The organism is Phenylobacterium sp. (assembly GCF_022402485.1).
GTDB lineage: Bacteria > Pseudomonadota > Alphaproteobacteria > Caulobacterales > Caulobacteraceae > Phenylobacterium.
This window is the reverse complement of record NZ_JAKRSA010000015.1, coordinates 188,643-210,339: the sequence shown is the minus strand read 5'-3', so window position 1 is coordinate 210,339 and position 21,697 is coordinate 188,643. Positions and strand designations below refer to the sequence as shown.

Here is a 21,697-nt window from a genome sequence, read left to right as displayed (position 1 = left end):
CGGGAATCGGCCACAGCCGCCGTGCGATGGGCCACCAGGACCTGGTACTCAGGGTCGCGGACCATGGCGATAAACGCCTCGGCGTTGGGATAGTGGGCGATAAAGGCCAGGTCCCAGGCTTCATCCTGTGGCCCGGTCAGGGTGACCTCCGGACGTCCCACCCAAACCTGGGATCCCCCCAAGCGGCGGAAGATCGGCGCGGTGGTGCGACCATAGGCCTGATAGGCCTGGAGGCCGGTCAAACCCTTGTCCCGGTTGGCATGTCCCTCGGGGTACTGCGCCAGTGGGCGCAGGCGCACAAGGTTGAGCATATGGATCGGCTGATCCCTCGGCAGGGCCTTGAACAGGCCCCAGGCCTGACGATCGGGATCGATATGACCTGATTGCGACATGCGTGCCCCTTGCGCTCCACCGCCATAAAGGTGGAAAGCCTACAGCATGAAGTGATGACCGGGTCACCTTGCATTGACCCAGGCGGCGGGACTCAGTACCTACGCCGCCGTTTGCACGGCGGGCGGGGTTCACCCTGGCCCGCCTTTTTGCGACCCTGCCCGCCCCCTAAGGAGTCTCCCATGACGAGCCAACTTCTCTCCGGCGCGACCGGTGTGCTGGCCCTGGCCGATGGGACCATCCTGCAGGGGATCGGTGTTGGTGCCGCCGGTGAGGCCGTGGGCGAAGTCTGCTTCAACACCGCCATGACCGGTTATCAGGAGATCCTCACCGATCCCTCCTACATGGCGCAGATCATTGCCTTCACCTTCCCGCACGTGGGCAATGTGGGGACCAATCTGGAGGACGTCGAGCAGATGTCCGGTGCCGCCGAGACCTCGGCCCGGGGGGCGATTTTCCGCGATGTCCCCACCGCGCCGGCCAATTGGCGGGCCGACTCTGACCTGGCCGGCTGGATGTCACGGCGCGGCGTGATTGGCCTGGCCGGGGTCGACACCCGGGCACTGACCCGCGGCATCCGCGAGCGCGGCATGCCCCATGGCGTCATCGCCCACGACCCCAACGGTCGCTTTGACCTGGAGGCCCTGGTGGCTAAGGCCCGGCAATGGACGGGCCTGGTGGGGCTGGACCTGGCCAAGGACGCGACGTGCCTGCAGCCCTTCGTCTATGGCGAGGGTCTGTGGACCTGGCCCGAGGGCTATGCCCCGCCCGCTTCGGAGCCGAAGTTTGAGGTCGTGGTCATGGACTATGGGGTCAAGCGCAACATTCTGCGGGCGCTGGTCAGCGTTGGCGCCAAGGTGACCGTGGTCCCGGCTTCAACCTCAGCGGAAGATGTGCTGGCGCGCAAACCTCACGGGGTCCTGCTGTCCAACGGACCCGGGGATCCCTCAGCCACCGGTACCTATGCCGTGCCCGAGATTCGCAAGCTGGTGGAAAGCGGCGTGCCGGTGTTCGGCATTTGCCTGGGTCACCAGTTGCTGTCCCTGGCGCTGGGGGCCCGGACGGTGAAGATGGACCAGGGCCATCATGGGGCCAATCATCCGGTCAAGGACCTGACCACCGGCAAGGTGGAGATCGTCTCCATGAACCACGGCTTCACGGTCGACCGCGACAGCCTGCCGCCGCCGGTGGTGGAGACCCACGTCTCCCTGTTCGATGGCACCAATGCCGGCATCGCTCTGAAGGACCGGCCGGTCTTTTCCGTGCAGCATCACCCGGAGGCCTCTCCTGGCCCCACCGATTCCCTTTATCTGTTCGACCGCTTCGCCAAGCTGATGGACGAGGCCCGCTAAGGGGCGCTTTCCCCTAGACTGGCGTAACTTGGCTTAGATTTCGCCCAGGGCACCGATTGCGGCCACCGGTCCGCTGGGCCCTGCCTGGGGCGAGCCCCCTGGGGGCTCCACAGAAACGGCGATCTGCGTGCCCTCATGGGCCAGTTGTGAGATCGAGGCATCCAACGGAACGGTCTTGGCTGTACCGGGCTCGACCATGCCCAGGGACCGGGGCACCCCATCCTCCACCGGGATCAGCCAGAGCTGGTGGACATGCAGAGGATCGGTCCCCGGCGGCACCAGGGAGGTGATGATCAGGGCCTGTCGGGCCGGATCATAAGAGGCCACGAACAGGGGCTGCCCGCCCTCAGTATTCAGGCTGGCATTCAACAGGGGCTGGGTCACGCTGGCCGGGGCTGGCAGGACCACTGGCGGACGGTTGCCGAGATAGACAGCGACCATCAGACTAGCAGCAGCCAGACCCATGGCACCGACTGTCGCCCCGCGCCAGAACACAAGGCGGCGGGCCAGTTGTGGGTTGTTGTCATTGACCGGCAGGGCGCGCTCGATCCGCGCCCAGACGTCGCCAGACGGCTTAACCTCGGCCACCTCGACGGCAAGCACCGCCAGCCGACGACGCCAGGCATCCACGGCTTGGGCGAAGGCCGGCTCAGCCACCATGCGTCGCTCTGCGGCAGCCCGCTCTGGCGCAGTCAGAAGGCCGAGGGCGTGTTCGGCGGCCAGGGCTTCCGGCTCGTTCATCTCTGGACCCGTATCGCTCATGGCTCCAGGCACCCTTTCAGCTTCATCAGCCCTCGCCGAATCCAGCTCTTGACCGTCCCGAGCGGGGTGTCGAGCCGTTGAGCCAGGGCTTCATAGGTGACGCCTTCAAAGAAGGCGGTGCGGATGGCCTTTTCCGTGCGGTCGTCCAGTTCGGCGAGACAGCGCTGCAGGGCACCGACCGACTCGGCGGTTTCCAGCAGGGCCGTGGCGCTGGGGGCGCTATCGGCAATTTCCATGTCGTCGATCTGCTCGGCCCGGGCCAGGGGGCCCCGGGCGCGCAGGCGATCGATCGCGCGGTTGCGGGCGATGGTGGAGATCCACGTCATCACGCTCGCCCGGGCCGGATCGAACCGGTCGGCGCGACGCCAAATGGTGACATAGACTTCCTGCAACACGTCCTCACTCTCATCCTTGTCGGAGAGGATACGCAGGCAGACGCCGAATAGCTTCGAGGAGGTGGCCTGATAAAGTTGTCGCAGGGCCTCGCGGTCGCCGGCGGCGACCCTGGACATCAAGGCGGAGAGGTCGTCGGCGGTCACAGAGGGCACGGCGTCTCTTCGGAATGAACGGCAGGTGGAATCTGCCTTGGCTGCAAATTGCCGGGGGAGCTCGGCGGGGGCAAGGCACTATCGCAGCCTCGCGGGCGACAGCACGGCCAGGCTTGCGCCCTCGCCGCACAGGAAGGGGGCGCAGACAATCAGAGCTCTGCGGGCGCCTGTTCGATCAGGAGGACTTCCACCGGCTCAACCCCGACGGCCAGACCGGTATGCCATTGCCCGGCCGACTCGACAGCGAATTCGCCGGCTTCAACATCTTGGCGATCGCCTGTGACCAGATTGGAAACCTGCAGTCGCCCTGACTTCACATAGATGTAGCGCAGCGCCGTGCGGGCATTTTCCGGCAGGCTTTCGCCGGGTGCCAAGGTCGCCTGGATCACCGTCATGCGGACCTTGTCCCCTTGATCAGGCTCGTCGTCCTGCGGCAGGGCGAAGCTCAACGGCGCGATCGGTCGGGCATCCATGGAAGGCGGTGGGCTGGGCGCGGCGAAGGCTAACCCGGGAAGAACTGCCGCCAGCACGCCGATAAGCGTTAATTTTCTCATAATGATCCTCCCGCCCGTCCCCGTAGCACGAGGCGGGCCAGACGGGCCACGCCTAACTGGCGAGGTACTGCTCGCCTGAAGGGCGAAGCCAGAGGCCGCCACTGATGCCAAATGGAACGAAACCACTGGCTGCGCGGCGAGCTTTTCAAGCCCGCCCCGGCGATAAATAAGGGTTCTTAATCATGACCTTAAGGCGAAGATCTAGGACTTGAGCCTTGGCCTGGCTTCTCGGACGGACGCGAGGGTGGCGACCGGGGATTCAACTTGCGATACGCAGAAATTTCAGCCAGATTTCGAAAGTCAATCTCGCAAGGGCACGGACGACTTTTCCAGCCTCTTCCCGGCCCGGACAGGCTATGCCGCACGCCCCGCCCGACATTGAACCCCCGCAATAAACTCTTTGCGGGCGGCTGACCTCTCCAAGGACTTATACCCTCCATGTCTACCGGCACCGTAAAGTGGTTCAACGGCCAGAAGGGCTTCGGCTTCATCACCCCCGATGAAGGCGGTCCCGACGTTTTCGTTCACATTTCCGCCGTTGAGCGCGCCGGCCTGCGCACGCTCAATGAAGGCGACAAGATCACCTTCGAGTTGGAACGCGACCGCCGTAGCGGCAAGATGGCGGCTTCCAACCTGCAGGTCTAAACCCGCAGGCCCGAAGGCCTAATGCACGAACCTTCCGGAAGGCCGGCGCGCCAGCGCCGGCCTTCTTCGGTTTTACCCCATCGCCCCCCTTGTTAACCGCCGTGGCGAATGAGGCGCTTGCACGCCCCCGACTCCGTCTCTAAACGGGCGACTTAACCTGCATTCTGACCGGTGTCGGGCGCGCTGATGTGCGCGGCCGTCCTTGCGCGCGGAAAAAACATGCCCAAACGCTCCGACATCTCCTCGATCCTCATCATCGGCGCCGGCCCGATTGTCATCGGCCAGGCCTGCGAGTTCGACTATTCCGGCGTCCAAGCCTGCAAGGCCCTGCGGGCCGAGGGCTACCGGATCATCCTGGTCAACTCCAATCCGGCCACGATCATGACCGACCCGGACGTGGCCGATGCGACCTATATCGAACCAATCACCCCGGAGATGGTTGAGAAGATCATCGCCAAGGAACGCCCTGACGCGCTGTTGCCCACCATGGGCGGTCAGACGGCCCTGAACACGGCCCTGGCCCTCGAGGCATCAGGTGCCTTGGCCCGCTACAATGTCGAGATGATCGGCGCGCGGGCGGACGTCATCGACAAGGCTGAGGACCGTCAGAAGTTCCGAAACGCCATGGACGCGATCGGGCTGGAAAGCCCCAAGTCCAAGGCGGCCCACACCATGGACGAAGCCCTGGAGGGCCTGGAGTTTGTTGGCCTACCGGCCATCATTCGCCCGTCCTTCACCCTGGCCGGCACCGGCGGCGGCATCGCCTACAATGTCGAGGAATTCCGCGAGATCGTCGAGCGGGGCCTCGACCTGTCGCCGACCACCGAAGTCCTGATCGAAGAAAGCGTCCTGGGCTGGAAGGAGTATGAGATGGAGGTCGTCCGCGACAAGGCGGACAATTGCATCATCGTCTGCTCCATCGAGAACATCGACCCGATGGGCGTCCACACGGGCGACTCCATCACCGTCGCCCCGGCCCTGACCCTCACCGACAAAGAGTATCAGGTGATGCGGGCGGCCTCGATCGCCGTGCTGCGGGAAATCGGCGTGGAAACCGGCGGCTCCAACGTCCAGTTTGCGGTCAATCCCGCCGACGGCCGCATGGTGGTCATCGAGATGAACCCGCGGGTGTCGCGCTCCTCGGCGCTGGCGTCCAAGGCCACCGGCTTCCCCATCGCCAAGGTCGCCGCGCGCTTGGCCGTCGGTTACACCCTCGATGAGCTGATGAACGACATCACCGGCGCCACGCCGGCGTCGTTCGAGCCTTCCATCGACTATGTGGTCACCAAGATCCCGCGCTTTGCCTTTGAGAAGTATCCGGGTGCCGAGGCCACCCTCTCGACCTCGATGAAGTCGGTGGGCGAGGTCATGGCCATCGGTCGCACCTTCGCCGAGAGCCTGCAGAAGGCCCTTCGCGGCCTGGAAACCGGTCTCGAAGGTCTTGACGAAATCGCCATTGAGAACGCGTCTGACCCGGAAATGGGCCATGCCGCCATCGTGCGCGCGCTAGGACAGCCAACACCAGATCGGCTTCTGGTGATCGCCCAGGCGTTCCGCCATGGCCTGAGCGTCGAGGACGTGAACGCCGCCTGCGCCTACGAGCCCTGGTTCCTGCGACAGTTGCAGCACCTGGTCGCTGAGGAGGCCCGTATCGCCAGCCAGGGCCTGCCGGCCACAGCCGAGGCGTTCCGCGCGCTGAAGGCCCAGGGCTTCTCCGACGCTCGCCTGGCCACCCTCACCCACACCACTGAGGCCGAGGTCCGCGAGCAACGCCGGGGTCTTGGCGTTCGGCCGGTGTTCAAACGTATCGACACCTGCGCCGGCGAGTTCCGCGCCGAGACGCCTTACATGTACTCCACCTACGAGACCGGGGCCCTGGGCCAGGTTCCCGAGTGCGAGAGCGAACCCACAGAGGCCCGGAAGGCTATCATCCTCGGCGGCGGTCCCAACCGGATCGGCCAGGGGATCGAATTCGACTACTGCTGCTGCCACGCCGCCTTTGCCCTCGCCGACATCGGGGTGGAGTCGATCATGGTCAACTGCAACCCCGAGACCGTCTCCACCGATTACGACACCTCTGACCGCCTGTACTTCGAACCCCTCACCGCCGAAGACGTGCTGGAGCTGATCGAGGTCGAGCGTAGCCGTGGCACCCTTCTGGGGGTGATCGTCCAGTTTGGCGGCCAGACGCCGCTGAAACTTGCCAAGCCCCTTGAAGATGCGGGCATCCCGATCCTGGGTACCAGCCCCGACGCCATCGACCTGGCCGAGGACCGCGAGCGCTTCCAGCAACTGTTGCACCGCCTGAAGATTGCCCAGCCGATCAACGCCATTGCCCGCTCCGACGAGGAGGCTTTCACGGCCGCCCATCAGGTGGGCTACCCCGTGGTCATCCGCCCGTCCTACGTCCTGGGCGGTCGAGCCATGGAAATCATCCGCGATGATGAGCAGTTGGCCCGCTATGTCCGCGACGCCGTCCGGGTGTCGGGCGACAGCCCCGTTCTGCTGGATCAGTATCTGTCCCGTGCCACCGAGGTGGACGTGGACGCCCTCTGTGATGGCGAGGCCGTGTTCGTGGCCGGCGTGATGGAGCATATCGAGGAAGCCGGCGTCCATTCCGGCGACAGCGCCTGCTCCATGCCCCCCTTCTCGCTGAAGCCCGAGACCATCGTCGAACTGAAACGTCAGACCGAGGCCATGGCGCATGCCCTGCAAGTGCGCGGCCTGATGAACGTCCAGTTCGCCATTGAAGAACCCCACAGCGACGCCCCGCGCATCTATGTGCTGGAGGTCAATCCCAGGGCCAGCCGGACCGTGCCCTTTGTGGCCAAGACCATCGGTCGTCCCCTGGCCGCCATCGCCGCCAAGGTCATGGCCGGGCACAAGCTGGCAGAGTTCAATCTGGTGGATGCGCCCTATGACCATGTGGCCGTCAAGGAAGCCGTCTTCCCGTTTGCCCGTTTTGCCGGCGTCGACACCGTGCTGGGCCCGGAGATGCGCTCCACCGGCGAGGTCATGGGCCTGGACTGGCGGCGCCCCGGAGAGCCCGATTCTTCGGCCGCCTTTGCCCGGGCCTTCGCCAAGAGCCAGCTGGGGGGCGGGACCGTTCTGCCAAAATCTGGCGCGGTGTTCGTCTCGGTCAAGGATAGCGACAAGCCCTGGATCCTGACGCCGGTGCGCCTGCTTCTGGAGCAAGGGTTCACCATTCTGGCCACCAGCGGCACCTGTGAGTATCTGACCGCCCAAGGCCTGAGTGTTCAGCCCGTCAAGAAAGTGCTGGAGGGACGACCTCACATTGTCGACGCCATGAAGAACGGCGACGTGAAGCTGGTGTTCAACACCACCGAGGGCAAACAGTCCCTGTCAGACTCGTTTGCGATCCGCCGCACGGCCCTGATGATGAAGACGCCCTACTTCACCACCGCCGCCGGTGCTCTGGCCGCCGCCCAGGCCATCGCGGCCACCGCCACTGACAGCCTCGATGTGCGGCCCTTGCAGAGCTACGCCCACGGCTAAGGGCGCGGGTGGATTCATTTTTTGAATTGGGCGTCAAAAATGGGTTCTTTTTGTCGTAAATGACAAAAACAATGTGCGGTTGAAGTTGACGCCGGCCAAACTCAGGCGCACGCTTCCCCTGTCGCCTGGCTTAGACAGGCACGGGCGCTTACGGGCGGCCCAGTTCAGACTATGCGGTCGCCCGCAATGCGGCGTCTTCCCGTGACGCCTGTCGCAGTCCGGCATCGAGCCCTGGCCTAACGCCAGGGCCCGCAACCAGAAGACTGTTTAGGGAGCCCGCCATGCAACTGGATGAAGGTCACGACACCGCCCATCCGCCCAGGCGCCGTCATCTGCTGCAGAAATTTGAAGGTGCCACAGACCTGATGGTCGTGGCGCTGATCGTCCTTCTGGGAGGGGCCATGCTGTTTGGCCTGCTCACCGCAGGGGGTAGTCCGTCCTATCTGCAGTAATCTGACCCAAGTCTGGTCTAGGGGCTGCGCCCTCAGGCCAGCGCAATAGGGCCGCGCACACGACCTTGAAACCTAAGCAGACGCCGTAGGCGAAACACCCTTCTGCGCCATGCCTGGGCCAGCTTGGGCCAGAGGCCCGTCATCGCTGCGGGGCGGCAAGGCTTCCCTCCCCGCCATGGCTAGGCTACCCCCGTTTCAAAGCGCCGTCTGACGCAAAGCAGTCAGACGCAAGTGGGACGGAGAACGAACATGGCAGGACGTGTGGACGGCAAGGTGGCCCTGGTGACCGGGGCAGCCAGTGGAATCGGTTTGGCATGTGCCGAACGGCTTGCGGCGGAAGGCGCGCGGGTGGTCCTCAGTGACCTCAGCGACGAAGCCGGGGCCGAGGCAGCCGCGGCGATCAAGGCGAAGGGCGGCCAGGCCAGCTACCTGCACCAGGATGTCACCGATGAGGCCCAATGGATCGAGGTGATCCAGGCCCTGCGCCAGAGCCATGGGCGCCTGGACATCCTGGTCAATAACGCCGGTATCGGCCTGGGTGGCTCCGTGCTCGATATGACCCTGGCCGATTTCCGCAAACAGATGGCCGTCAATGTCGAAGGCGTCTTCCTGGGGGTGAAGCACGCCCTGCCCCTGATGCGCGAAAGCGGTGATGGAGGCAGCATTATCAACATGTCGTCGGTGGCGGGACTCAAGGGTGCCGCCACGTTGGCCGGCTACTGCGCCAGCAAGGGCGCCGTGCGCCTGTTCACCAAGTCGGTCGCCCTGGAATGCGCCGCAGCCGGCGACAAGGTGCGGGTGAACTCGGTCCATCCAGGGATCATCGAGACCCCGATCTGGGACACGATCATCGGGACTGGCGGACCGGGCTCAAACGCTGGTCCGCAGCGGGCCGCCAGTCTCGACGCCATGGCCAGTGTGGCCACGCCGCTGGGCTTCAAGGGCGATCCGGCCGACATCGCCGACGGTGTGCTGTGGCTCGCCAGCAGTGAGTCCCGTTACGTCACCGGCGCCGAACTGGTGATCGACGGCGGGCTTTCGGTCCGCTAAGTCGCTGGCCATGAGCGCCACACTGCATGTGATCTTCGGGCCCCAGGGTGCCGGCAAGTCCACCTATGCCCGGGATCTTGCCCGTCGCCTGCCGGCTGTGGCCTTCGCCATCGACGACTGGATGGGGCGGCTGTTTGGTCCCGACATGCCCGAACCGCTCGAGTTCGAGTGGATGATGGATCGAGTGGAACGCTGCGAGCAGCAGATCTGGTCCACTGCCGCCGGCGTCCTGGCCGCCGGAACTTCAGTGGTCATGGACCTCGGGCTGATGCGCCGCAGCGATCGCCAGCGGGTGGCGCAGATCGCCGAGGCCGTGGAGATCCCGCTACAGTTCCATTTCGTGACCGCCCCGGCGGAGGTCCGCCGCGAGCGAGTCCTCGGTCGCCAGGAGGTGAGCGGCGAAGGCTTCAGGCTGCTGGTCACACCGGAGATGTTCCACTTCAGCGAAAAGGCCTATGAGGCCCCGGACGACGCCGAATTGCGGGGTTGTATCGTCAGCGAGAGCGCCTGACGGCGGGCGCTGAGGGGGCGTCCGGCGCTGGTCTGCCACCACCACCCCTTGCGTTTTGCAACGCACACTCATATCGTCTCCCCCCCGGACGTTGGCGCCCGCGGCCGGAGAAATCCCTTAGGCGCATTACCCGAGTCTTCACCCGCCATGGAAAAAGTCCCGATGACCGCCGGGGGCTATAAGGCTCTCGACGAAGAACTGAAGCGTTTGAAGACGGTCGAGCGACCGTCTGTGATCGCTGCGATCTCCGAGGCTCGCGAGCACGGCGACCTGTCGGAGAACGCCGAGTACCATGCCGCCAAGGAGCGGCAAGGCTGGATCGAAGGCCAGATCGCCGAGATCGAGGATAAGCTTGCCCGCGCGCAGGTGATCGATGTGTCCAAGCTGTCTGGCAAACAGGTGAAGTTTGGCGCGACGGTTTCCCTCGTCGACGAGGATACCGACGAAGAGGCCCGCTATCAGATCGTTGGCGAGCATGAAGCCGACGTGAAGGCCGGTCGCATCTCCATCTCATCGCCCATCGCCCGCGCCATCATTGGCAAGGAAATCGGCGACGTGGTCGAGGTCAACGCGCCCGGCGGCGTTCGCTCCTATGAGGTCCTGCGCGTCGACTGGATCTGAGTCCGCCACGCCGGTGCCGCAATGATCCGACACTTTCGGGTCTGCCGCTCGGGGCCGGCGCCGCCATGGACTTGCCTGTGACCACTTCTGCTGAGACGTCGCTTCGGGTCTGGGTTGTCTCCGACGGCCGGACGGGGATCGAGAACCAGGGCCTGGGCCTTGCCGAGGCCATGGGCGAGCTGCGCCCCATCGACCTCAGCATCAAGCGCGTGAGCTGGCGCGGCGGCCTGGGGACCCTGCCCTGGTGGCTGAACCCTTCGCCCTTGCGCGCTCTGGCCCCCGACTGCGATATCGCCCCGCCCTGGCCAGACATCTGGATCGCGGCGGGCCGGGCGACCCTGCCCCTGTCACTGCGCATGCGGCGCTGGAGCCGCGGGCGAACGCTGGTTGTCCAGTTACAGGACCCGCGGGTGCCGGTCGGCGCCTTCGATCTGGTCATCCCCCCCAAGCATGACCGTCTTCAGGGGGACAATGTGCTGCCCATCGTCGGGGCCCCCCACCGGGTCACCCCGGCCCGACTGGCCGCCGACTACGCCCGCTTCGAGGACCAGCTGCGAGACTTGCCCCATCCCCGCGTGGCGGTGCTGATCGGCGGAAAGTCCAAAGCCTTCGGGCTCTCGCCGGAACGGGCCGCGGCCATGGCCCATGAGATCGAATTGCCAATCCTTCAGGAGGGTGGCTCAGTTCTGCTGACCTTTTCCCGCCGAACACCGGAGGACGCCAAGGCCCTGCTCAGCGCCCGCCTGCGACACCTCCCGGGGATGATCTGGGATGGTGAGGGCGAGAACCCCTACTTCGCCTTCCTGGCAGCCGCCGACTATGTGCTGGTCACTGAGGAATCCACCAACATGACCACCGAGGCCGCCTCAACCGGCAAGCCGGTGTTCATTCTGAAGATGGAAGGCGAGAGCCTCAAGTTCCGCCTGTATCACGACGAACTTGAGCGCCTGGGCGCAGCCAGGCCCTTTGGCGGCGCCTTCCATAGCTGGACCTACGAGCCCCTGGCGGAAACCGCCCGGGCCGCCGCGGAGGTGCTCGCCCGCTACGACGCCCGCAGCCTCGGCCAGAACAGCTAGACAGTCCGGTTCAGGCGCGATACCCGCCGGGACCGTTCAATCCCGAGGTGTGACGTGACCCCGACCAACCTGGCCGCCTTTCTCTCGCAGAGCGCCGCCGATCCGCGCCTTGCTGAGCTGATCGCGGCGGTGGCTGAGGCCTGCGTGGCCATCAACGGCCATGTGCGCCGCGGCGCCCTGGGCCAGGCCATGGGTGCCCTTGGAAGCGAAAATGTTCAGGGCGAGGTTCAGCAGAAGCTCGACGTGCTCTCCAACGACGTCCTGCTGGCAGGCTGCGCAGGTGCCAAAGGGCTGTGCGCCATGGCCTCGGAGGAGATGGACACCATTCATCCCGTTCGGGAGGTGGGCACCGAAGGCGGCTACCTGCTGCTGTTCGATCCCCTGGACGGGTCCAGCAACATCGCCGTCAACGTCTCCATCGGCACCATCTTTTCGATCCTGCCGACCCCGCAAGACAGCCTCGGCCGCGCCGTCATCGAGGCCGACTTCCTGCAGCCAGGCCGCCAACAGGTTGCCGCCGGCTACGTCGTCTACGGCCCACAGACCCAAATGGTTCTGACCCTGGGCAAGGGTGTTCACGCCTTCACCCTAGATCCCGACAGCGCCGACTGGGTGATGACTGCCGCCGACCTGCGTATTCCCGCAGAGACCAAGGAATTCGCCATCAACACGGCCAATACCCGCCATTGGGCCCCGCCGGTCAGCCGCTATGTGGAGGAGTGCCTGGCTGGGGTCGAAGGGCCCAGGGGCAAGGACTTCAACATGCGCTGGGTCGCCTCGATGGTGGCCGACGTGCACCGGGTGATGAGCCGGGGCGGCATCTTCATGTACCCGTGGGATAAGCGCGAGCCTGATCGTCCAGGCAAGCTGCGCCTGATGTACGAAGCCAATCCCATGGCCATGCTGGTGGAACAGGCCGGCGGCAGTGCCTTTGACGGCACCGGCGCGACCCTCGACGCCAAGGTCACTAGCCTGCACCAAAGGGCCTCGGTCATGCTCGGCTCCGCCGCCGAAATCGCCCGTCTTCAAGACTATCACGCGGCCTGAGTCGGTCTGGCGACGGCGACCCCTCGTCGCAGGGGATTACGGTTAACAGTTGCTTAGAGGCGCGGGCCTAGCCTTGCCCGGTTGTTCCTGCGCTGGAGCCCCCTGCCGTGACCGCCCCGCCCCTTGTGAAAGAGCTGAAGGGTCTCCTGCCAGCGTCGCTGGTGGTTGAGGCTCTGGAGACCTTCAAGGACATGCTCTCAGCCGCAGGGGCCGCTGCCGAGGGGGAAGACCCGGACGTGGACGCCTTGGTTGACGCTCTGAGGCGAAATGACCGCCCCCGCCTGGGACAGGTCTATGACGCCATGCGAGAGACCGACGTCTTCCGCCGGATCGTCACCGCCGAACCGCTACGGGAGGCTGCCCAGGCCATGACCGGGGCCCGGCGGCTGCACAGCCCGTTTCAGCATGCGGTGTTCCGGATGGACCTGGCCGGCGAGCCCTGGCGGGGCTTCGACTGGCATCAGGACTATCCCTACAACATGCTCTGTTCCCGCTCGGTCACAGCCTGGACGCCCCTGACCCCGTCGGGGGAGATCAATGGCGGCATCGATGTGGTGGAGACCAAAGAACCCAGGCTCTATCCTGTTGACGTCCGCCTGAAGCGTGACGCGCAAGGCCACGCCCTGGGGACCACAGACGCCTTCATCACCCAGAGTTTTCACGCCGGGTTTGAGACCGCCAGCCGCAAGCCGGAGCTGCAGCCTGGCGATGTGCTGATGTTCCACAACACTGTGCCGCACCGCTCGGGATACAATCCCGGCCCCAGGCACCGCTATTCCATCCAGGTCCGGTTCGGCGACCTGCTGGCGCCCGAGGTTATCGCGCGCGGCTGGCGCAACCGACGGGCCGACGGGTTCGAGGCCTTCGCCACCCTGCATCCGGACCTGATCGCTTCTGAGGAACGTCCATGAGCACCGCTCCCAAGATCCCCGCTGACGAGACCCTGCGCGGCCTGCTCAAGGGCCACCTGGACGATCACGACCTGATCGCCAACCTGGCCTCCTTTGGCCGGCGGATGCACTTCATGAAGGCCTTCGCCCACTATGAGGTCTTCAAGCTGATTGAGGACATGCCCGGGGATATCGTCGAGTGCGGGGTCTATAAGGGCGCGTCCCTGCTGACCTTCGCCCGCTTCCTGGAGACCTTCAGCCCTGGGGACCGTACTCGGAAGGTGCTGGGCTTTGATCACTTCAGGGGCCTGGCCGATCGGTCCGAAAAGGACGGCCTTGACGCCCGGGTTGGCAATACCGCCGAGGGCTGGAATCCGGCCCAGTTCCGCGACACCCTGTTTGCCCTGGTGGACGCCTTCAACGCCGACTCCTTCGTCCCCCAGCGCCCGCGGGTGGAGCTGATCGACGGGGATGTCCGTCAGACGGCTCATGCCTATGTGGCTGAGCATCCCGGCCTGCGCATCGCCCTGCTGCACCTGGACATGGACCTCTATGAACCGACGCTAGAGGCCCTCAAGGCGTTCTGGCCGCGGATCCTGACCGGAGGTGTGGTGCTGCTGGACGAATACGCCATCCGCGAATGGCCGGGCGAAAGCGAGGCCCTGGAAGAGTTCTTCGACGGATCACCGCCGAGAATTGAGAAATTCGGCTGGGCGTCGGCCCCAGGGGGCTTCTTCATCAAGGAATAGGGGCGCCTCCAGGAAAGAGCTCTTGGGGGCGAAGGACGGCGCCTTGCCGCCCCAATGACGGCTACCTTGCGCGCACAGGAGCCCCAGATTGATTCTCGCCCTACTTCAGGCCCGCCTCAGTTCCACCCGTCTGCCCGGCAAGGTGCTTCTGCCCCTGGCCGGCGCGCCTATGCTGCTGCGCCAGATTGAACGGGTGGCGCGGGCGCGCCGGCTCGACCAGATCGTGGTTGCCACCAGCCTGGACGCCACTGACGATCCTCTGGTTGAGGCGCTTGGCAGGGCCGGCATCGCCGTCCATCGCGGGCCGCTCGCCGATGTTCTAGCCCGCTTCGTCGGCGCCCTGGAAACCTGGCCGGCTGACCATGTGGTGCGCCTGACCGGCGACTGTCCGCTGATCGACGCCGAGGTGATCGACGCCACCGTCGACCTGCACTTGGCGCAGAACGCCGACTATACCCACAACCGCTATGATCCTTCAGGCTATCCCAAGGGCCAGGATGTGGAGGTAATCTCGGCGGCCGCCCTGCGCCGAACGGCGCTCGAGGATCACACCTCCGAGGCGCGGGAGCACGTCACGTGGGCGGTACGAAACGCCCCTGATCGCTACCGCGTGGCGCGCCTTGATCCCCTGGTGGACGAAGGCCAGGTCCGCTGGACCGTCGACACCGCTGATGACTACGCCTTCGTCCGCCAGGTCTATGAGGGCCTCTATCCCGCCAATCCGGCCTTTTCTTCTGACGATGTCCGCGCCTTTGTGCGGGCCAGGCCAGATCTGATCACCTTTGGCGGAGCGCCACGCCTATGACCCCACGGGTTCTGTTTATCGCCGACGCCGGACCCCAGGTCGGGGGTGGCCATGTGATGCGCAGCCTGACCCTGGCTGCCGCCCTTACCGAACGGGGCGCCGGTTGTGAGTTCATGGCCGACGCCCATGTGGAGGCGATCCTGTCGGCCTATGCCCCTGACATCCCCCGGCGCGCCATCGCCTCCATGGCCCCTGATGTCCTGGCCGCGCAGACTGGAGCTCAGGCCTTCGAGGCCGTGGTCTTCGATCATTATGGCCTGGAGCGCGCGGCCCACGTGGCGATTGCTGATGGCCGCCCGGCCCTTGTCATCGACGATCTGGCGAACCGTCCCCTGGGCGGCGCAGTCGTCCTGGACTCAGGCCCCGCCCGAACCGAGGCCGACTATAGCGGCCTGACCACCACCGGCGCACGCCTGTTGCTGGGGCCGAACCATGCTCCTGTACGCCCGGCCTTTGCGGCCCTGCGCAGTAGCGCCCTGGCCCGTCGCCAGGGAACGCCCCGACGGGTGCTGGTCTCCATGGGGCTGACGGATCTGGACGGGATCACCGGGCGGGTGGTGGAACAGCTGCGGCGACGCTATGGCGAGATCGCCCTGGATGTGGTGGTGGGGGCCAGCGCCCCAAGCCGAAAGGGCCTGACCCGCATCGCCGCCCATGATCGGCGCCTGACCCTGCATGTGGACACCCCTGAAATGGCCGAGCTGGCCACCGCCGCCGATCTGGCCGTAGGGGCCGCTGGATCGGCCATGTGGGAACGCTGCGTGCTGGGGCTGCCCAGCGTGGTGGTGACCATCGCCGACAACCAGGTTCCTGCCGCAACCGCCCTGTCCAAGGCCGGCGCGGTTCTGATGGTGGACGCTCGGGCCGAGAGCTTCGGCGTGGACTTCGACCGGGCCATGACCCGACTGTTTATCGATGAGACCTTGAGGGCCCGCCTGGCGACGCGCAGCGCAGAACTCTGCGATGGGGCCGGTGCCGCACGGGTCGCCGAAACCTTCTGGCCCCTGCTGGTCCAGGCCGCGACCGTCTGACGCAGACGCCTTAACTGAGTTTTCCGACCTTTGCCTCATGGTGCCCTTTCACAGGAGGTCGAGGAGGCCGTGAGGTGAGCAGGGTTCGCATTATCGGTGGTGGTCTGACAGGCATCCTCGCCGCCTTTGAGGCCCACCGGCTTGGCGTCCGGGACATTGTCCTGGAAGACGCCCTCGACCGTCTCGGCGGCTGGAGCCTGCCCCGGGTTTCGCATGGCCTGGAGCTGCGGGATGGGGCGTTTGCCTTCGGTCCGGCCCATGATCCCATCCGGCAGGCCCTGGAGTGGCACGGGGTAGCCTTTGAAGAGGTCGACCTGCACTTCGGTGCCATCAACCCCTCCCTCAATGGCCCGCGCGCCAGCTGGGGCGAAGGCCCTGTACTGGCCGCTGGTGTGATGTCGCTGGTCGCGAACCAGACCCCTCTGTCCATCAATGACATTCTACGGACCTATCCCCGGGCCGCCGCCGATCCCCTTGCCCAGTACTGCCAATGGCGCCTCGGAGTGTGGCTTGATCAGGTCCATGCCAGCGCTGCCCCGGCCCTGGGGCTTGATCAGGTGCGTCTGACCCCTGTCGGTGAGGCCCCTCCGGTCAATGTCTCGACGCCCCGGCGGGGAGCCGTGCCCCGCGATGGCCTCAATGGGCTCTTCGCCTCGGCCAGCCGCGCCTTGGCCCGTCTGGGGGTTGAAATCCGTCTGCACAGCCTGGTGTCGCCCCGCGAGGCGGCGATGACCTGCAAGGCCGACGAGCTGGTGGTCTGGGCGGCCGACCCCCTTCCCCTGTTCGACCTCACCGGCGGTCGCGGTCAAAGGCCGCGCATGATCGGCGAACGGGTGGCGAGTTATGTTTTCCGCGCCCGCCTGGAGGCACCCCTGCCCCTTACAGTCCGGAACTTCACCGGCGAGGGCAAGGTCAGTGCGGTGCGGGTTTATCAAAGCCGGGGGGAAACCCTGGTCAGCGTTGAGTGTGTCGAAGAGACCGGCGATGAGGCCTTAAGGGCTGAGGTGCTGCGGCTGTTATCTCCGTTCGCACGGCGTCCCATGATCCTGGATGCCTGTGTGCTGACCAGTATGCGCACCCGCTTCGCCTGCCCCTCGGTAGAGGCGGTTCAGAAGCTGGCCAGGCTGGAGGCTGACCTGCATCAGGCGCACCAAGGCAGCTTCATTGTAGCGGGTTGGGAATCTACCGATCTGGCCGCCCGCTTTAGCGCCCTGGCCGAGCGCATGGCTCAACGCCTCGAGGCGTCAGGCTCGGTGGCGGCACCTGCCGCAGGCCCGGTCGCGGCCGTCGCCTGATGGTCGGGCCGCAGGTTCAGCTGCGCGATGTGACGCCTACCGACCGCGATCGCCTACTCCAGTGGCGCAACCAGCCCGATGTCGCCCAATGGATGTATACCGATAGCCTGATCAGCGAGGCCGATCACGCGAACTGGTTTGCTGCGGCCCTCGTCGATCCTGCCCGGCGCTACTGGATCATCACCCTGGAGGGTGAGCCGGTCGGTCTGGCCAATCTCGCCGACATCTCGCCCGCCCATCGCCGGTGCGCCTGGGCCTATTACCTGGCCTCCCCCTCCGTCCGGGGAAAGGGCGTCGGCGCCTATGTGGAGTACTGGGTGATCGAGCAGGTGTTCGGGCCCATGGGCCTGACCAAGCTCTGGTGCGAGGTTCTGGTGGAGAATGAGGCCGTGTGGAAGCTGCACGAGTCCTTTGGCTTCCGACGTGAAGCCCTGTTCCGCCGGCATGTTTGGAAGGCCGGGGTGCCCTGCGATGTCGTCGGTCTAGGCCTGCTGGCCGAAGACTGGGCCGCCACCCGGGAGGCCAGCCGCGCGCGCCTGCGCTCTAAGGGCTACGTCCTCGACTAGCTGTCTTGCAGCATGTCCCAGGCCATCGGCTCGCCCCGTTGAAGATCACGGGCCGCCACACGCCCGATCACGGCGGCGAGGTGCTGCGGAGCAAGGCCAAGGCCCGGCCGGATCGACCTGACGTCTCCTGCGGTCAGCCGCGCGCCAGCCTTTACGTCGGCAGCCACATAGAGCGAGCGGCGGAACTGGGCGTTGGCGGCCTCCGAACCCAGCAGATCATAATGAGCCGCGCCGAGGGCCTCCCAGGCCGCCCGGGCGTCCGCCGTCAGGGCTGAAAACTCAGCCGGCTCCAGGGAAAACGCCGCGTCAGGTCCCCCGTCGGCCCTGGCCAGGGTGAAATGCTTCTCGATCACACAGGCGCCGAGGGCCACAGCGGCCACAGCCGCTGCCGTTCCCGGGGTGTGGTCCGACAGGCCAACGGGGCAGCCGAACCGGGCCACCATGTCTGGGATCGTGCGTAGATTGGCGTCGGCGAAGCTGGCCGGATAGCTGGATACGCAGTGCAGAAGCACCACCCCGGCCGCCCCTGCGGCGAGGGCGGTGTCTCGGGCCGCTTCGATTTCGGCCAGATTGGCCATGCCGGTTGAAATGATCAGGGGTTTGCCCTGGCGGGCCGCATAGGCGATCAGCGGCAGGTCGATGGCCTCGAAAGAGGCGATCTTGTAGGCCGGGGCGTCGAGGCTGGCGAGGAGGTCGACGGCGGTCTCATCAAAGGGGCTGGAGAACAGGATCACCCCCCTAGCCCTGGCCCGCTCGAACAGGGCCGGGTGCCAGTCATAGGGGGTCTGGGCCTCCTGATAGAGCTCATGGAGGCTGCGCCCGTCCCATAGCCCGCCGGTGATACGGAACTCCGGCCGGTCCACATCCATGGTAATGGTGTCAGCGGTATAGGTCTGGATCTTGATAGCGTCGCAGCCCGTGGCGGCCGCCGCATCGATCATCGCCAGAGCGCGGTCCAGGTCGCCATTGTGGTTGCCCGACAGCTCGCAGATGACAAAGGGCGGCTGGCCGGGACCGATCTTGCGACCGGCGATCTCGATGGTGGTCTGGTCAGGCACGACTCGGTCCCCGTGGGCAGGACGCAAGCCTAGACCTCGACCTCAAAACAGGCCGTTAAGTCGCCGCATCTGGTCCCTTTCGTCGCCGGGCGACCCCAAGTGCAGCCCCCAGACCAGCTCCGAAAGCCACACCCAGGGCCAGATGGCCCAGGGCCGCGCCGACGCCCGCCCCGACGGCGGTCCCAATACCCATCCAGGCACCGGTGGTTCGCAGGCCGCTTTGACTGGCCATTTCGAGCGGACGGTGCCTGGTCGGGCTTGCAGGAAGCTGTGAAGCTGCAGGGCTGGAACCCGGCGGCGGCGAGGCGGAGGGGGTAGCTGAAGAGGAGGAGAATTGATCTGTCATGACTGAGGAACGGCCAAGGGCGCATCTTGTTGCGCCCGCGCCCTCGCGCATTGCGGAATCTTCTCTAAATAGAGCCCATGACTGAGCCTCGCACCACACGCTGCCTAATCATCGGGTCTGGCCCGGCGGGCTACACCGCCGCCGTCTATGCCGCCCGCGCCCTGCTGAATCCGGTCCTGATCGCTGGATTGCAGCCCGGTGGCCAACTGACCATCACCACGGATGTGGAGAACTATCCCGGCTTCGCCGAGGCGATTCAGGGACCCTGGCTGATGGAGCAGATGCAGGCCCAGGCCGCCCATGTGGGGACCGAGATCATAAATGACATCGTCCTCAAGGTGGACCTGTCTCAGCGTCCGTTCCGGCTGGAGTGCGACTCCGGCCAGGTTTGGCTGGCCGAAACCCTGATCATCGCGACGGGCGCCCAGGCCAAGTGGCTGGGCCTCGACAGCGAGCAGAAGTTCCAAGGTTTTGGCGTTTCGGCCTGCGCCACCTGCGACGGCTTCTTCTATCGCGGCAAGGACGTGGTGGTGGTGGGCGGCGGCAATACGGCGGTGGAAGAGGCCCTTTTCCTGACCAATTTCGCCTCCAAGGTCACCCTGGTCCATCGCCGGGACGAGCTTCGCGCCGAGAGGATCCTGCAGGAACGTCTGTTCAGCCACCCCAAGGTCGAGGTGGTCTGGGATTGCGCGGTGGACGAGGTACTGGGCGATAGTGACCCCCTGGGCGTCACCGGCGTGCGGCTGAAGAACGTCAAGACCGGCGAGACGAAAACCGTCGATTGCGCGGGCGTCTTCGTAGCCATCGGCCACGCCCCGGCTTCGGAGCTGTTCAAGGGCCAACTGTCCATGGACGCTTCAGGCTATCTCGACGTGACGCCCGGCACGGCGTCCACCGAGATCGAAGGGGTCTATGCCGCCGGCGACGTCACTGACGACATCTATCGTCAGGCGGTGACGGCAGCGGGGATGGGTTGTATGGCGGCCCTGGAGGCGGTGCGCTTCCTGGCCGAGGAAGACCATCGCAAGGCCAATCATCCGATCAGCCATGCTGAGGCTGCCAAGATCGGCGTCTGGTAGGCGCGCCAGTGCTAAACGAGGGCCTATGACCAATCTGATCGTACGCGGGGGCCGCCCCCTGCGGGGCGAGATTACGCCCTCCGCCAACAAGAACGCCGTCCTGCCGGTGCTGTGCGCAACCCTGCTCAGCGACGCCCCCCTGGTGCTGCACCGGGTGCCCGACATCACCGATGTGCGCAAGATTCTGGAATTCTTCCAGGCGCTCGGCAGCCAGGTGGAGATGGATTACGTCACCGGCACCCTACGGCTGCACCACGGGGAGAACCTGCGGGCGGAAGGCGCGCACCTGCCGCTCGGCATGCGGTCATCGGTGATGCTGATCCCAGCCCTGCTGCACCGGTTTGGCCGGGCGAGCCTGGAGGATGAGGCCAAGGGCTGCACCCTGGGTGCCCGCGAGATCGATCCGCACCTGGAAGTGTTCGAGGCCTTTGGGGCGACCGTCGAAACCCGGGACGGGGCCATCGTGATCGCGACCCCGCAGGGATTCTGCGGTGCCCGGCACTGGCTCGACTATGCCTCGGTGACCACCACCGAGAACTTCGCCATCTGCGCGGCGACAGCCAAGGGCAGCTCCCAACTGGTCAACGCCGCCTGTGAGCCCCACGTCCAGGAGTTCTGCCGCTTCCTGATCCAGATGGGCGCTCAGATCGAAGGCGTCGGCGCCTCGACCCTGACGATCCAAGGGGTCGATCGGCTGGGCTCGGCGACCTTCACATTCCAGGATGACTTCCACGAGGTGGCCACCTTCCTCGCCATGGGCGCCATCACCGGCGGCGATGTGGCGGTGCGAAATGGCGCCTCGGAATCCTTCCCGCTGATTGATCGCACCTTCGCCAAGTTCGGGGTCGAGGTGACTCACAAGGACGGCTGGTCCAGGGCCAGGCTGGATGGGCCCTTGAGAGTGCGTCAGCCCTATACGAGTCATATCCTGCAAAAGGTCGAGGCCGCGCCTTGGCCCTATGTGCCGGCCGACCTGCTGCCGATCTTCATCGCGCTGGGCGTGCGCGCCGAAGGCTCGGTGATGTTCTGGAACAAGGTCTATGAGGGCGCGCTGGGCTGGACCTCGGAACTGGCGAAGTTCGGTGGCCATGCCGTGCTCTGCGATCCCCACCGGGTGATCACCTATGGGGGTAAGCCGCTCTTCCCGGCCGAGGTGGAAAGTCCCTACATCATCCGGGTGGCCATTGCGCTGTTCATGCTGGCCGCCAGCATCGAGGGCAAGTCGACCATCTACAACGCCGCCCCCATCAAGCGCGCCCACCCCAACTTCGTCGAGAACCTGAACGCCCTAGGGGCCGACGTGGAATGGGTGATGGGCTATTAAGGCCCTAGGCCAGCGGGGTGCCGCTCAGCC

The 21,697-nt window shown here is 65.7% G+C and carries 23 protein-coding genes; 17 read left to right on the top strand and 6 right to left on the bottom strand.

The genetic code is table 11. From position 1 onward, the window contains the following. On the bottom strand, nt 1-392 hold a 392-nt coding region (locus MH112_RS05910; RefSeq protein ID WP_296565167.1), incomplete at its 3' end, for a DUF1330 domain-containing protein. A gap of 180 nt (nt 393-572) precedes the next feature. On the opposite strand from MH112_RS05910, the gene carA reads away from it, so the two are divergent. Next, the gene (gene carA / locus MH112_RS05905) at nt 573-1,742 is read left to right on the top strand and encodes a glutamine-hydrolyzing carbamoyl-phosphate synthase small subunit (RefSeq protein ID WP_296565164.1); all 1,170 of its coding nucleotides are present in this window, start codon (nt 573-575) and stop codon (nt 1,740-1,742) included. Nucleotides 1,743-1,775: 33 nt separating this feature from the next. Here carA and MH112_RS05900 read toward each other — a convergent pair whose 3' ends face one another. The 3 genes from MH112_RS05900 to MH112_RS05890 all read right to left on the bottom strand — a co-directional run bounded on the left by MH112_RS05900 (nt 1,776) and on the right by MH112_RS05890 (nt 3,606). Next, a complete protein-coding gene (locus MH112_RS05900; RefSeq protein WP_296565163.1) occupies nt 1,776-2,504 on the bottom strand; it encodes an anti-sigma factor in 729 nt (242 codons plus the stop codon). Continuing rightward, a complete protein-coding gene (locus tag MH112_RS05895; protein WP_296565161.1) occupies nt 2,501-3,052 on the bottom strand; it encodes a sigma-70 family RNA polymerase sigma factor in 552 nt (183 codons plus the stop codon). The genes MH112_RS05900 and MH112_RS05895 overlap by 4 nt, the downstream gene beginning before the upstream one ends. A gap of 149 nt (nt 3,053-3,201) precedes the next feature. Next, complete coding sequence (locus MH112_RS05890) at nt 3,202-3,606, bottom strand: cupin domain-containing protein (RefSeq protein WP_296565158.1); 405 nt, start codon at nt 3,604-3,606, stop codon at nt 3,202-3,204. Between the two features lie 438 nt (nt 3,607-4,044). Between MH112_RS05890 and MH112_RS05885 the strand changes: the two genes are divergently transcribed. The 14 genes from MH112_RS05885 to pseH all read left to right on the top strand — a co-directional run bounded on the left by MH112_RS05885 (nt 4,045) and on the right by pseH (nt 17,860). Next, nucleotides 4,045-4,251 (top strand): cold-shock protein, encoded by a 207-nt coding sequence (locus MH112_RS05885; RefSeq protein WP_293322384.1) that lies wholly within the window; start codon nt 4,045-4,047, stop codon nt 4,249-4,251. 219 nt (nt 4,252-4,470) lie between these two features. Next, on the top strand, nt 4,471-7,767 hold the full coding sequence (gene carB / locus MH112_RS05880; protein WP_296565155.1) for a carbamoyl-phosphate synthase large subunit: 3,297 nt from the start codon (nt 4,471-4,473) through the stop codon (nt 7,765-7,767). Between the two features lie 281 nt (nt 7,768-8,048). Further along, a complete protein-coding gene (locus MH112_RS05875; RefSeq protein ID WP_296565152.1) occupies nt 8,049-8,219 on the top strand; it encodes a hypothetical protein in 171 nt (56 codons plus the stop codon). A gap of 249 nt (nt 8,220-8,468) precedes the next feature. Next, nucleotides 8,469-9,269 carry a glucose 1-dehydrogenase gene (locus MH112_RS05870; protein WP_296565150.1) on the top strand — a complete coding sequence of 267 codons (801 nt, stop codon included), beginning with the start codon at nt 8,469-8,471 and terminating at the stop codon, nt 9,267-9,269. A gap of 10 nt (nt 9,270-9,279) precedes the next feature. Further along, the gene (locus tag MH112_RS05865) at nt 9,280-9,780 is read left to right on the top strand and encodes an ATP-binding protein (protein WP_296565148.1); all 501 of its coding nucleotides are present in this window, start codon (nt 9,280-9,282) and stop codon (nt 9,778-9,780) included. A gap of 147 nt (nt 9,781-9,927) precedes the next feature. Further along, the gene (gene greA, locus MH112_RS05860; RefSeq protein ID WP_296565145.1) at nt 9,928-10,401 is read left to right on the top strand and encodes a transcription elongation factor GreA; all 474 of its coding nucleotides are present in this window, start codon (nt 9,928-9,930) and stop codon (nt 10,399-10,401) included. 65 nt (nt 10,402-10,466) lie between these two features. Continuing rightward, on the top strand, nt 10,467-11,477 hold the full coding sequence (locus MH112_RS05855; protein WP_296565142.1) for a mitochondrial fission ELM1 family protein: 1,011 nt from the start codon (nt 10,467-10,469) through the stop codon (nt 11,475-11,477). A 54-nt stretch (nt 11,478-11,531) separates the two neighbouring features. Continuing rightward, complete coding sequence (locus MH112_RS05850; RefSeq protein WP_296565141.1) at nt 11,532-12,524, top strand: class 1 fructose-bisphosphatase; 993 nt, start codon at nt 11,532-11,534, stop codon at nt 12,522-12,524. A 107-nt stretch (nt 12,525-12,631) separates the two neighbouring features. Then, nucleotides 12,632-13,435: a phytanoyl-CoA dioxygenase family protein gene (locus tag MH112_RS05845; RefSeq protein ID WP_296565139.1), complete on the top strand. Its 804-nt coding sequence runs from the start codon at nt 12,632-12,634 to the stop codon at nt 13,433-13,435. Further along, complete coding sequence (locus tag MH112_RS05840; protein ID WP_296565137.1) at nt 13,432-14,163, top strand: TylF/MycF/NovP-related O-methyltransferase; 732 nt, start codon at nt 13,432-13,434, stop codon at nt 14,161-14,163. Before MH112_RS05845 ends, MH112_RS05840 begins: the two co-directional genes overlap by 4 nt. 88 nt (nt 14,164-14,251) lie before the next feature. Next, nucleotides 14,252-14,968, top strand: a complete 717-nt coding sequence (locus tag MH112_RS05835; RefSeq protein WP_296565135.1) for a glycosyltransferase family protein — start codon at nt 14,252-14,254, stop codon at nt 14,966-14,968. Then, entirely contained in the window at nt 14,965-15,999 is a 1,035-nt protein-coding gene (pseG, locus tag MH112_RS05830) for a UDP-2,4-diacetamido-2,4,6-trideoxy-beta-L-altropyranose hydrolase (protein ID WP_296565134.1), read from the top strand. The genes MH112_RS05835 and pseG overlap by 4 nt, the downstream gene beginning before the upstream one ends. Before the next feature lie 74 nt (nt 16,000-16,073). After that, nucleotides 16,074-17,294, top strand: a complete 1,221-nt coding sequence (locus tag MH112_RS05825) for an FAD/NAD(P)-binding protein (protein WP_296565132.1) — start codon at nt 16,074-16,076, stop codon at nt 17,292-17,294. Then, nucleotides 17,294-17,860: a UDP-4-amino-4,6-dideoxy-N-acetyl-beta-L-altrosamine N-acetyltransferase gene (gene pseH / locus MH112_RS05820; protein ID WP_296565130.1), complete on the top strand. Its 567-nt coding sequence runs from the start codon at nt 17,294-17,296 to the stop codon at nt 17,858-17,860. The genes MH112_RS05825 and pseH overlap by 1 nt, the downstream gene beginning before the upstream one ends. Here pseH and pseI read toward each other — a convergent pair. Together pseI and MH112_RS05810 are read right to left on the bottom strand one after the other, a co-directional pair. After that, entirely contained in the window at nt 17,857-18,918 is a 1,062-nt protein-coding gene (pseI, locus tag MH112_RS05815) for a pseudaminic acid synthase (RefSeq protein ID WP_296565128.1), read from the bottom strand. The two genes, pseH and pseI, sit on opposite strands and share 4 nt — an antisense overlap. A gap of 55 nt (nt 18,919-18,973) precedes the next feature. Further along, nucleotides 18,974-19,150: a hypothetical protein gene (locus MH112_RS05810; protein WP_296565127.1), complete on the bottom strand. Its 177-nt coding sequence runs from the start codon at nt 19,148-19,150 to the stop codon at nt 18,974-18,976. Nucleotides 19,151-19,341: 191 nt separating this feature from the next. Between MH112_RS05810 and trxB the strand changes: the two genes are divergently transcribed. Continuing rightward, the gene (trxB, locus tag MH112_RS05805) at nt 19,342-20,343 is read left to right on the top strand and encodes a thioredoxin-disulfide reductase (RefSeq protein ID WP_296565126.1); all 1,002 of its coding nucleotides are present in this window, start codon (nt 19,342-19,344) and stop codon (nt 20,341-20,343) included. 25 nt (nt 20,344-20,368) lie between these two features. After that, nucleotides 20,369-21,667 (top strand): UDP-N-acetylglucosamine 1-carboxyvinyltransferase, encoded by a 1,299-nt coding sequence (locus tag MH112_RS05800; RefSeq protein ID WP_296565125.1) that lies wholly within the window; start codon nt 20,369-20,371, stop codon nt 21,665-21,667. Nucleotides 21,668-21,697 lie beyond the last annotated feature (30 nt).